The sequence below is a fragment of the Mesorhizobium sp. M1143 genome (genome assembly GCF_040318435.1).
GTDB lineage: Bacteria > Pseudomonadota > Alphaproteobacteria > Rhizobiales > Rhizobiaceae > Mesorhizobium.
The window spans coordinates 1-11,287 of the sequence record NZ_JAMYMJ010000087.1; the positions used below are offsets into that span (position 1 = coordinate 1).

The 11,287-nt window shown below is 58.3% G+C and carries 11 protein-coding genes and 4 pseudogenes; 8 read left to right on the top strand and 7 right to left on the bottom strand.

Going from position 1 to position 11,287, the window contains the following annotated elements:
* Window positions 1–1,010 (top strand): annotated as a pseudogene (locus NKH35_RS29750) (P-loop NTPase fold protein); the annotation flags it as partial.
* A gap of 131 nt (window positions 1,011–1,141) precedes the next feature.
* Here NKH35_RS29750 and NKH35_RS29755 read toward each other — a convergent pair.
* A pseudogene (locus tag NKH35_RS29755) lies at window positions 1,142–1,657 on the bottom strand (IS30 family transposase); the annotation flags it as partial.
* 117 nt (window positions 1,658–1,774) lie between these two features.
* Between NKH35_RS29755 and NKH35_RS29760 the strand changes: the two are divergent.
* Both NKH35_RS29760 and NKH35_RS29765 read left to right on the top strand, forming a co-directional pair.
* A pseudogene (locus tag NKH35_RS29760) lies at window positions 1,775–1,924 on the top strand (sigma factor-like helix-turn-helix DNA-binding protein); the annotation flags it as partial.
* 301 nt (window positions 1,925–2,225) lie between these two features.
* Window positions 2,226–2,552 carry a DUF1294 domain-containing protein gene (locus tag NKH35_RS29765; protein WP_023753810.1) on the top strand — a complete coding sequence of 109 codons (327 nt, stop codon included), beginning with the start codon at window positions 2,226–2,228 and terminating at the stop codon, window positions 2,550–2,552.
* Between the two features lie 168 nt (window positions 2,553–2,720).
* Here the strand turns inward: NKH35_RS29765 and NKH35_RS29770 are convergent, their stop codons facing one another.
* The gene (locus NKH35_RS29770) at window positions 2,721–3,869 is read right to left on the bottom strand and encodes an ImmA/IrrE family metallo-endopeptidase (protein ID WP_352917288.1); all 1,149 of its coding nucleotides are present in this window, start codon (window positions 3,867–3,869) and stop codon (window positions 2,721–2,723) included.
* A gap of 1 nt (window position 3,870) precedes the next feature.
* The gene (locus NKH35_RS29775; protein ID WP_023753808.1) at window positions 3,871–4,242 is read right to left on the bottom strand and encodes a hypothetical protein; all 372 of its coding nucleotides are present in this window, start codon (window positions 4,240–4,242) and stop codon (window positions 3,871–3,873) included.
* 102 nt (window positions 4,243–4,344) lie between these two features.
* Here NKH35_RS29775 and NKH35_RS29780 point away from each other — a divergent pair, with 102 nt between their 5' ends.
* From NKH35_RS29780 to NKH35_RS29800, 5 genes and pseudogenes are all read left to right on the top strand, one after another.
* On the top strand, window positions 4,345–4,599 hold the full coding sequence (locus tag NKH35_RS29780) for a multiubiquitin domain-containing protein (protein WP_023708007.1): 255 nt from the start codon (window positions 4,345–4,347) through the stop codon (window positions 4,597–4,599).
* Complete coding sequence (locus NKH35_RS29785; RefSeq protein ID WP_084779709.1) at window positions 4,574–5,767, top strand: DUF6791 domain-containing protein; 1,194 nt, start codon at window positions 4,574–4,576, stop codon at window positions 5,765–5,767. The genes NKH35_RS29780 and NKH35_RS29785 overlap by 26 nt, the downstream gene beginning before the upstream one ends.
* The gene (locus tag NKH35_RS29790) at window positions 5,764–6,165 is read left to right on the top strand and encodes a ubiquitination-like system serine protease family protein (RefSeq protein WP_023708009.1); all 402 of its coding nucleotides are present in this window, start codon (window positions 5,764–5,766) and stop codon (window positions 6,163–6,165) included. Before NKH35_RS29785 ends, NKH35_RS29790 begins: the two co-directional genes overlap by 4 nt.
* A gap of 217 nt (window positions 6,166–6,382) precedes the next feature.
* Window positions 6,383–7,966: a hypothetical protein gene (locus tag NKH35_RS29795; RefSeq protein WP_352917291.1), complete on the top strand. Its 1,584-nt coding sequence runs from the start codon at window positions 6,383–6,385 to the stop codon at window positions 7,964–7,966.
* Between the two features lie 363 nt (window positions 7,967–8,329).
* Window positions 8,330–8,440 (top strand): annotated as a pseudogene (locus NKH35_RS29800) (MucR family transcriptional regulator); the annotation flags it as partial.
* Between the two features lie 105 nt (window positions 8,441–8,545).
* On the opposite strand, the gene NKH35_RS29805 reads toward NKH35_RS29800, so the two are convergent.
* The 4 genes from NKH35_RS29805 to NKH35_RS29820 form a co-directional block, all read right to left on the bottom strand.
* Window positions 8,546–8,824, bottom strand: a complete 279-nt coding sequence (locus NKH35_RS29805; RefSeq protein WP_023708012.1) for a DUF2274 domain-containing protein — start codon at window positions 8,822–8,824, stop codon at window positions 8,546–8,548.
* A 13-nt stretch (window positions 8,825–8,837) separates the two neighbouring features.
* The gene (locus NKH35_RS29810) at window positions 8,838–10,055 is read right to left on the bottom strand and encodes a TraB/TrbI/VirB10 family type IV secretion system protein (protein ID WP_352917293.1); all 1,218 of its coding nucleotides are present in this window, start codon (window positions 10,053–10,055) and stop codon (window positions 8,838–8,840) included.
* Window positions 10,056–10,065: 10 nt separating this feature from the next.
* Complete coding sequence (gene trbG, locus NKH35_RS29815; protein ID WP_031244469.1) at window positions 10,066–11,094, bottom strand: P-type conjugative transfer protein TrbG; 1,029 nt, start codon at window positions 11,092–11,094, stop codon at window positions 10,066–10,068.
* The coding region (locus tag NKH35_RS29820) for a VirB8/TrbF family protein (protein ID WP_352917295.1) at window positions 11,084–11,287 on the bottom strand (204 nt) is incomplete at its 5' end. The genes NKH35_RS29820 and trbG, both read right to left, overlap by 11 nt.

An 11,287-nucleotide genomic window follows, 5' to 3' on the forward strand; every position in this document is an offset into this window, starting at 1 on the left:
AGAGCGTGGCCACCATTCTGTCCATTATCGGTCGAGAGGTTGCCGATTTTGACGATCTGAGTGCGTTCCTCGAAAGGCAGTCGGCTACCATCTCTTCCCTCGGCGATGTGCCAGTCCGTTTTCACTCACTCGTTTTCCAGTTGAGCAGAATTGAGCCTTCCTGGGAGAATTGCCTCGCCTTCATGGGCAGCGAGGCCTTCGATGCGGCAACTTTAACCGGTTTTCTGGAGACGAAGGCAGCGCTGGCGGCACTTCCGCAGCAGGCTATTCCCTCCGACGATAAGGCAGCCGCCCTGCGCCAGTTCCTGATCAACGACGACGCCCTGCAAGACGCAACGTATCGAATCTATGTCCAAAGGCTACCGAGGACCTTCATTAAATTTCCGAGTAATCTTGGCCCTGGTAAATTGCGGGTACTGATCGAGAAAGCGAGGGTCAATTTTACGAAAGAGAATGTGGACGCGCTTAGAGAGCAAATTGACCTCCGAGTCCTATTCGTGGTCGAAAACATTGATGCATATTTACAAGACGAGGCGACGTTCGCCCTCGAAGACGATTTCCGTGAGTTGCTCCTAGGCGAGAATATCGGTGACGCCCGTAAACTGGCGATCATCCGGTCAATGGATCTCACCTTGCTCGGTGGCCTGCAATCTCGGGCGGGCAAAGTGGGCGCGATCTTGGAGAGGACTGGGGCGGACGTGAGCGCTCTGGGTGTCGAAGCCGCGCGCGCGGTCATCCTGAACTCGGCACCGATCCCGGTCCAGATTTCATTGTTCAACAAGTGCCAGAAAGTCTTGGGCGACGGTGATGTACGCGAGATCCTCGCCGCCCTCCCGGAACCATTCTCCGAGATCAAGACCGGCTATCATAGCCCGAGGATCGACAAAACAGACATCAACGTTGAATTTGTGAAGTGGCTCGATGAGCGCAACATCATTTCGTCCTGGGGCGAAACGTTCTTTGGTGATGCGATTCGTATCAACCTCTACCGCCGTGACACCAGCTCCTAAGTTATGTGGACAAAGATTGACGAGGTGATGCGCTTCTGCGCGCGTCCAACGCAGCCCGCGAACGAACGGCAGCTCTTAGGATGAAGTAGGAGTGCAGCGAACGGCCGAGATTGGGCGGTGAGTTCAACTTGTCATCGCAACACCCTCTGCAACCTATCGGCCGGGGTCTCGAAGTCCAGGGTTTTTCGAGGTCGCTGATTAAGCTTCCGAGCGACGGCGTCGAGTTGATCCTGCGAGACGAGGGATAGGTTGGTGGTTCTTGGGAAGTACTGTCTGAGCAGGCCGTTGGTGTTCTCGTTGCTGCCGCGCTGCCAAGGACTGCGCGGATCGCAGAAGTAGACCTGTAGATCGGTTGCGACGGTGAAGCTCTTGTGACGAGCCATCTCCTTGCCTTGGTCCCAGGTCAAGGAGCGCCGCAACTCCTCGGGCAATGAGCCGATCTTCTGCGCGAGAGCGGCCACCACGGTCGCCGAGTCCCTTCTCGCCAACTTCACAAGCATCGTGAACCGGCTGTGCCGTTCGACGAGGGTGACGATGTTGGTGTCGTTTGCGCCAGCGAGCAGATCACCTTCCCAATGGCCTGGGATGGCGCGATCCTCGGCCTCGGCGGGACGCTCGCGGATGGAGACCATATCGAGGATTTGTCCTTGCCTGTTGATTGCCACTGAGAACTGACCCGGCAACCCAGGATATTTCCACCGAGAATTGACCCATGTTTGACCCTTACCCTGCGTTTTTTCAGCGGGGATTACGGAGTGATCGACATGGCATTATTGAGCGTGATCCGACGCTGGCATTATCGAGAACATCTATCGATCCGAGAGATTAGCCGTAGGACGGGCCTGTCTCGGAATACGGTGCGCAAATACCTGCGGGTGGACGAGGTGGAACCGAAGTTCAAGGTTCCAGAGCGGAATCGAACTGTAAGCTATGTATTTGATTTCAATCGGATAATATCAGTGTGGATATCGATCCGTACCCACAAAATTACCCAATCCAAAATCATACCGGTGGTTCGGTTCCGTTATCCACAGAAATTGCATCGCATGATGAGATAGATGCTATCATTTCACCAGCTCCCGCAACCTGATAGTGTTGGCGAAAGTCGCCCTTCGGGTCACCATGACGACGTTTCAGATACCCCATTTAGATGGACCCGTTGCCATCCGTTGGTTTAACGGGCTTAGGTTATACTGGCCCGAAGGTGAGGAGCGCATGCCTGAGCAGTTTGCAATCGGGGTCATCGGCTACGTTCTCGCGGTAAACTTGCTGGCGTACGCCTTCATGGCGTTCGATAAGGCTATGGCCAAGAACGGTTCCCAACGCATTTCAGAGTCGACGCTTCTTACACTCGCCATCATTGGCGGCAGCATCGGAACTGTGATCGCGCAAAAAACGATCCGGCACAAGACGCGCAAGGAGCCGTTCCGCTCCAGGCTCGCTCGCATCCTCCTGCTCCAAGTCCTCGCGGCAATCGCGATTGAAGTGGGATTGCTCTTTCCGGGATCGCGCGAAACGCTCTCGCAATTCCTCGCATTCTGAGGCGAATTCGGGGTCGAGAGCAGACGGTCCGGTGCTGGTGCGAACCAGCAGAAAGGTGCCATTCCGCTGGTGACGCCGTCTTGGCCGCAACGACGTTGCCTGCCGCTGCCTGAAAGCAGGCACTGGCACCGCGTTGGCAGCGTTTGCGCCTCAAAGCGACATTGAGGCTCAGGCCGGCATAAGAGCGGTTTTAACCTCACCTCGACCGATCAGCTTGGAAAAGCGACGATAGTCCGAATGCTCGAACCGCCAGCGGCCGGCGGAGATCGCAGGATGCACGCCAGCTTTCTGCGCCGCCTCCAATACTTCCTCAGTGCTGCTGTCCTTGTCGATCCGCTTCCATATGGCAGGAGGTATAAGAGCGTTGCGCGCAAACGAGTCCGCCTCCGCTTCTATGGTTTCCGAACTCGCCACATCCAGATCATCCAAAATGACCTGTCGATCAGGACCCAAGTGGCAGACCACGTGGGCAAATTCATGCAACAGCGTAAACCAAAAATTGTCCAAACGATCGTGGCGAAGGGTCAGCGCCAGCACCGGAACGCCATCGCCACGGCACATCGCCGCGCCGTCAAGAAACGTTCCCGGAAGGTGTTCCAATATTACAAATATTATCCCCATATGATTAAGTTCTGTTACGACGTGAGCACTCCAGTCAGGAAATGTGCTAACCATAGCAAGTTTTCTTGCCGACATCTGTGGATCTTTTATCTTATTCTTCTTGATAGAGATCTTTTCTGCAAGCGACAAGACGGTCGCACACCATGCCTCAAGCGCCGAAAAATCCGTCTTGGCGTTGGTTCTTTCAGTTCTGGTCTTGCGCAACATAGCGACTGCCGGAGTAGAAGCTTTCGAGCGCGATAGAAAGTCAGCAAAATTCTCTTTCTCTTTCATTACGCCAAGCTTCCGGAGCTTCCCCTCCGCTGCAATTGAGGTGCTCGAGTTACCCGTAGCAGGCTCGTGTTTGAACGACCCTATCAGCGAAGTCACTGGAACGCCCAAGTGCTGGTGCAGTGCTCTGATTTGGTCAACCGTTGGTTGTCTCTGGCCGTTGAGTATCTCGGATACCCGCGATTTACTTCCGACATATGGGATCAGATCACGTTGTGACAGTCCTGTCTGTGCCATGCGAAACTTGATCGCCTCAGCAGGCGTGGCTACCTCGACGGGATGCTGTGATCGCTCCCATCGTTCGATGACGGCTTGCAGCACTTCGAGCTCGTCGCGATCCTTTGGGCTGTTATGCCCGAACAGCGCCGCGGCACGCTTGAGTGCCGATTGGTGGTCCTCGTTCGTGCGTATAGGTCGAACCGTCATATCACCTTGCTCCCTGTTTTATCTGTGGCGCGCGCCCCACTCTAGTCGCGCCCGCATATTCAATGAGAACCATCTGCGCCCCGCAGTCAGCGAGGAGATCGACCCGATAGTCACCGTTGAGTTGGATTCGGACCGTGATGCCGTCAATGACGGCTAACGGGTAGAACTCAGCGATGTCAGCCATCGAGCGCCACGACCCTGCCTCGAGCTCAGCAACCAAGGCCTGTACGGCTCCATCAAGGCCGTCACGGGCACGACGGGCAAGTTCGTGCAACCTCGATATCCCCATCAGCTTCATGGCTAATCGCGACTCCAGCACAAAATAGTTCCCGAATGTGGGACGATTCTTGCGCTCGACCTCGCGCCGTGCCATATAAGAATCAGCGTTCCCAGAAGTGGGAATAACACGCAGAAGAGCCGGGACCAAGGGATTTTGCTCCGGACATTCGCAGGCGCACATACGAAAGGATTGAAAATGGCAAATCCCAATGCAGACACCGTCGAAATTTTCGTCAACACCCAACCACATCACGTGTCAAAAGGGGAAATCTCCCATGCCGACTTGGTGAAGATTGCCTACGGCGTTGTTGGCGAAGAGGTGCGCGGGTACTCAGTCACCTATGAGCGAGGCCCCAATCCCGACAAGCCGGATGACGTTCTTCCCTTCGGTGGGAGCATCAAGGTGAAGAAGGATATGCGCTTCGATGTCTTCCCCACTGGTCGCTCCTGATGGAAGCCTGGCGCGCCTTGAAGTCAAGGGGCGCCACTTCGCCATTCGTGCAAATTATCTCGTCATGGCCGTTCCTTATCTGAACTGCCGGGGCGAGCTTCGTCGCGGGTTTATCGCAGACCCGTTGAACCTCACGAATGAAACAGAGATAGGCATACCGGCCAATCACCAGATGTACTTTCTCGGGGAGGATCCGTGCGGGCTCGATGGCCAATCGCTCCTCAGCATTCTTGGAGGCGGCGAGAACAGGACGCTGATTTTCGACGATAATTATTCGAGCTATTATTATTCTCATAAGATCGCGAATGCACCGGGCCAGATGCGCGACTATGGGTCCCTATTCGAGAAATTCGAGCAATATTATCAAGTGATCTCGGGGCCGGCGGTGTACAAATTTCCGGAAGCGGATCAGTTGTTTCTCGACGTCGATTTCGGCGCCGACATCCAAAGTCCTTTCAACTTTCCTGACACGCATTCCTCCCACGCCGAGCTCCACGAACTCAATCGCCGGATTTCCCATGTAAATGTCGGCATCGTCGGCCTCGGCGGTACGGGCTCCTATGTGCTCGATTTCCTATCAAAGAGCCCGGTCAAAGGGTTGAAGCTCTTCGACGACGACGAATACGTGGTTAAAAACTCGTACAGATCGCCCGGAACGACTCGATTTGAGGATTTCAAAAAGAACAAGGTCGATCTTTACGTCGAGCGATATTCAAGTTTTCGAACGGGCGTGACAGGCCAGGCTATCCGCGTGAGCCAAGACATGCCGGGTGCAATTCAGGACTGCGACTTCGTCTTCCTTTGTGTCGACAAGGGCAACAGTCGTGCGAAGGTCGTCGAGCTTCTGAATGGCCTCGGCAAACCGTTCATCGACGTCGGAATGGGACTGACGCGAACCGATGGACCCCTCAACGGCAGGGTCCGCGCGACGCTCGTCGACGACGACACCCGATCGGCCGTGCTCGCCGCATCCATCCTGCCGATGGTCGACGACGCCGACCATGAATATCAAACGAACATCCAGATCGCGGAGCTCAACGCCCTCAATGCCGCCATCGCGGTCATGCTGTTTAAGAAGAGGTTCGGTTATTATGCCGACACCGACCCCGGCTATAATTTGCTGATGAATTTGGACCGCCTGAAGATTTTCCGAGAGACACTGGCATGATCCACCGAACGGATGCTTTAGACTTGGTTCCCTGCGAGCGATTTCCCGACGAGGTCACGCCGGGTAAATTCTACTATAGCGATGAGTTTCGGTCTTCGGTTCACCTTTGCGCCTGCGGATGCGGATCGAGAGTCGTCCTGCCGATCAAGCCGGCAGGTTGGCAGCTCATGCAAAACGCAAGGTCGTTCACAATATCGCCCTCGGTCGGCAACCGGGAGCTCGCCTGTCGTTCGCACTATCTGATCGAAGGTGGGCGCATCATTTGGCTACCCCCGATGTCCGACCGCGAGGTTCAGGCAAGTCGCGCGCGGGACGAGCAGCATATCGAGAAAATGCACGTCGTCACATTCTGGCAACGGGTCCGGAATGTTCTGCGCTGGCTCCTCGGAAGGCGCTAGGCCGACTTCGGCACGGCCATCAGGCGTGGTTTAGAACTTTGGGCAGGATGCGCTCGACAGACGCCATGTACCCCTTCTCGAGAGGGTGCTGTTGGGCCGTGTAGCAGACCGGCGCTCACCTTTTGATCGCGGCGACGTGTGACAGGACGCGAGCGAATGTATATAGACAAGGCAGCGCGCGGCCGCCGATCGAAGTGCGAGCGAACAGGCGGTGGCGATGGATGACGACGACAGTGCTAGCGGCAAGCTCCCCGGCGACAAGCTCTCGAAAATTGCGCGCGGCGAGCCGCTGACGGCTGCCGAAGAGATCGCACGCGGCGCGCGTGAGCGCGCGACCGAGCGCCTCGCCCGCGAGTATCTGGAATCGCCGTCGGTCAAAATGGCGCGGGAGCTTTACTTTTCCCCTGCGGCAAAGCTGGCCCGCGATTACGCCAATTCGCCTGCGCAGCAGGTAGCGCTCGGGCTTAGCCCGGCCTTTGGAGCGGCCGAGATCGTGCGCATGGAAGCGATGCGCACTCTACTCGAACCATCCACGGCGCTGGCCGCGAAACTCAATGCGATCCAGCCATTGGCAATCGACCATGCCAAGCTTGCCTTGATCGGCGCAATCATGCCGTCGATTGATCCCAAGGTGATTGCGGCGATCCAGGGCGTGCAGCCGCTCAAGATCGACCCGTTGTTGGCGAGCACCGTCAGCCAGGCGCAGCGGACATTCGAAGAGGCAATGCGACCGCTCGGCGGCATCGGATCGGCGATCAAGCAGCTCGAAGAGCAGCAGCGTGCTGTCCAGAAATCGCTATTCGCCTCGCTTGCCGGACCGTTCGGTGACATCGCCAAGACCTCGCAATGGGCGAGCACGCTCGGCAGGATCGATACCCCCGATATCACCAAGCTGCTCGGCGGGGGCCTTGGCACGGCTGTCGGCGACATGCGCGACGCGATCGCTAAGAACTTCGTCGGTTCGGCCGCGATCGATCAGGCCAAGAGGAGCGCATTGCTTGGGCTGACCGCCCGGTGCGAAGCCGATTTCGCGGCGACCCAACTCAACATGTCGGCGCTCGCCGGCATTGGCGAAGTATTCGACCGGCGCAGCCATTTCCAGATCGACGCCTATCATTCGCTCTTCGGCGAGTGGCGCACGCGCGTCGATCTGCCGGAAAATTTCTGGCGCGACGGGCGTGTGCGCAAGCGCATGTATCGCGAGGCCGAAGTCGATGAAGGGCTGGTTGTCGCCCAGCCTGGCATGGCGCTCGAGATCATGATCGAGAGCGGGCTGACCGTCGGGCTTCGCTCGGAAGCCAATGCCGTGGCGGTCGTGACGCTTGGCGAAGTATCGATGACCGTGCGGTCACGCGGCACCAGCAAGGATGCCTATGTGTTGGTCGGGCGGTTCGAGCAAGAACTGCGCGCTTATGTCGAGCGCAAGCTCGAAGAGCGCTTCGGACCGGACTGGTTCAAGCTGCGCGCGTCGAACCTGATCGGCAAGGCGAAGGAGATTCGCAAGGTGGCGATGGCGCGCGGTGAAGCGGTCGCACCGCTAGTCAATTTTACCGAACTGGGTGAACTGTCGGGGATCATCCAGAGCACGAAAAACTGGGATGAAGTGTTCGGCTATGTATTCGTCGACAAGACCGAATTCGACCATGACATGCAGAAGCTGATCGCAGTCCGGCGTCCGACGATGCACATGCGCCGGATCGACGGCGTGCGCCTTGTCGAAGTGATCTGCGTGATGCAGCGGCTGTCCGAGCAGATGGCGGACGATGGGGCGTGGAAGCTCGCGGCCGAGTCCGATCGCTAGGCAAGCCGCGCGGAAACCTGCCCCCACGTTTGGTGGGCAATGGGGAGCGAGGCAAGCAGAGCAGACCCAGGCAATGCGTCGACTGTCGGCGCAGAGGTTGCGTCAGGATCGGGTGTTAGGCTAAGCGCTTGCGCTATCTGCCGCGTCTCCTTGGGGGACGACGAACCAGAAGCACTGCTTCGTATGGAACGTCCCAGCGGTCCGTACAACGGGCAAAGACTACTATATGGTCTACCCGTTCATCCTCCGTCGCCTCGGCGGCCAATCCCTCCATGGTCTTGCGCGACTCCCCACGTAGCGCCTCGGGAAATGCATAGAAAATCATGGCCTGCTGCCGGTTTCGTGGACACCGAGATAAGGTGCCTGGCGAAGGACTATCCCATGGTCGCTCCGAACTATTCGGCCGCCCGATCAGCGCTGGCAAAATCGTTAGGTTTGGGAAGGAAGGCCGCTCCGGCCAAGAAACCTTCCTAAAGCGTAAAGCGAAAGCCTGATCTCAAATTGTGCGAAACGCTCGCTGGGACCGGCGGCAACGCGGTCAGGATCAAGAACCTAGCTGCTCCAAAACGACACTAAGCGCTAACCTTTGTCCAGTGTGGAAGATGATTGCCTTCTTGGTTTCTCAGACGCGCCGGCGCCCGGCAGACCTTCCTTTCTGGCCTTGGCAAACGCCCGATCGCCTTCCAGGAACCCGACCAGCATAAAGGGGATCAGTTCCGCCACCGTTTCGGACTCGCCATAGGTCTCACGGTAAAGTGCGGCATAGTCGTTGAGTGCTTGGCTCAAGTCGGCGGCAACGGTGATGGTGATCTTCGAAGGTGTCCGGTCCGGAAGTTTTCCGAGTTTTAGGTTAGCCATGAAGTCCTCCTGTTCACCCCGTGTATGGCCGCAACACGAGGTCCTTGTGCACGATGACGCGCAACGGCCAACCAGGGCGGACGGTGATCGTGGGTTGGACGTTCAGGTTCTTTTCAGTGATCCGTTGGCCGGCTTGGCTGACGTTCTGCTGGGTGGATTCACGAATCGCCTTGACTAAGTCGCTTTCGTTTTCCCCAAAGGTCAACGCGGTACCAACCCCCAGCAATGTGGCCACGGCGATGCCCTTGATCAGCTGCCAAGTATGGAAATCCACCTTGTCCTCGAGCCCGGCATAGCCGGCCGCGTCGGTCACGGGCAGATTGTCGATTTCGATCGATGAGCCGTCCGGCATCACAATGCGTTGCCACACCAACAGAGCGCGCCTTTGGCCAAAGGCTACAACGCTATCGTAGGTGCCGAACAGCCGTGAGCCCTGCGGGATGAGCAGGATGCTGCCGGTGACGCTGTCGCGCACATTCTCGGTAACCTGCGCGACGACGAGGCCGGGCAAGTCGGAATTGATGCCGGTGATCAGGCTTGCCGCAATCACGCTGCCGGCCATGATCTGATAGGGCGAAGCCGGCGTCTGCAGCGCATGCGGATTGTAGATCCCGCCGGTGTTCCGTTGATCGATAAAATCGAGCTTGCGCTGTTGGTTGTTCTGGTCGCCCTCGGCCGGCGCGACGGAAGCTAGCGTCCCATCGGTATCTGCCTGCTGAGGCGCCGGCTCGAAAGGTGAACGTCCGCCCTGCCCATTGCCAAGAGCTTCCGTTTGCTGGAGTCGGTTTTCGATGCGGAACAGGACTTGCGACTCTCGCGCTTCAATGTCTTGTTGTGCAAGCCGCTGCGCCTCGGCGGAAACGTCTTGCCCGGGCGCGATGCCAAGCTGGCTCTGGTGCTCGAGAATAGGACGGCCGAGATCCCCGGGCAGCGGCGGTCCAAGCACCGGAGCCTTTGGCTTAATCCCGGAATAGTCTTTAGGCAGCGCTTCGAGTCCCTCGGCGGTCGGCTTGCGGTCGGTGCTGTAAAGCTCTTCGGCCTGCTGCTTCAGGCGCAACGCAGGCCCCTGCAGCGCCATCATCGTGACGCCAAAAACGGCGCCGGAACCAACAGCAGCGATCGCGACGATTATGCCGCGCCTGAACCGCACCGCTCGGCGGGGCGAGGCTCGCAGCTGCAGCTGTTCGGGATTGAGCTTCGGCGGAGCATTCGGATGGGAAGTATCGGTCATGAGCCTCCCCTCACCTGCCAAAACGCGAAAACAGCGAAACCCGCCGCGGCGGTTGCCGACCGTCGGTTCTCGTAATGCGCACCACCTGCTGCTGTTTGGTGCCCAGCCTTAGCTCGGCCGCAGCAAAGAGGCGATCGACGATGTAGTAGTTGCCGTGCATCCGATAGTTGACGAGCTGGTTGTCCCCGTCAGCACCGACGATGAAGAGCGGTGGCGCCTCGCCCTGATCGATGCGCTTCGGGAGCTCTATGTAGACCTTGCTGCCATCATCGAAGGCGCGCGTCGGTCTCCACGGCGGCGTGTCGCCGGTGATCGAATAGCGGAAGCGGATGTTTTCGAGTGCTACGTTCGAGGCCGCGGGCATTTCAGCCTCTGCCTGAGCGTTGCGCCGCCGAAGCGCCACGAGTTGGTCTTCGCTGTAAGTCCAGGAGAGCGCCGCCATGGCAGTTTTCTCAGTGCTTTGAAGCTGCAGGTGATAGGATCGCCTGTCCGTCGTGATGACCAGATTGGTGGCAAGCCCCGGCGCGAATGGCTTCACCAACACATGAGTGCGCTGGTCATCGCCTGAGCCACTAACGGTGTCACCGATCACCCAACGGACCGTATCGCCGGCTGAGACCGAGGTCAGCTTCTCGCCCCGCTGCAATGAGATATCGGTGACGCGCTCCGGCGCGGCGTAGAGCTGGTAGAGCGCGCCGTCGGCAAAGGGGTAAACCTGCACCGCATTGACATAGCCAAACTTGGTGGGTTGTTGCGTCGCCGCCTTGTTGGCATCGGCGACCTGTTCTTCCGGCGAGCGCTTATCTGGGGCGGGCTTGCCGGGTGCGGGCATCAACTGACCAGGCAACGGTAACGGTTTCGGCACTTCCACGACCTTGACCGGCTTCTCCGGCGCCTTCTCGATCGCGGCTGGTTTGAAGTCCTCGTGGTCATAGGAAATCTGAGGCGGCGGCACTGGCTTCGAGGCACAGGCCGAAAGAACCGCAGCAGACGCCGACAGGATCAAGGCAGCACGAAGCAATGGGGCTCTATTTGTCATTGGCGGGCTCCTTAGGGGAAACGGGGGTTGGCGCGGCGCTGTCGAGCTCGCGCGACCAGTCGATGGCGTTGATGAAGACGCCGAGCGGGTTCTTGCGCAGCTGCTCGGTTGTCCTAGGCGGGCGGATGAGGATGGTGAGGATCCCGATCCAGCGCGTCGTGCTGGCGAGGCTGCCGCGCTCGAACACCTGCTC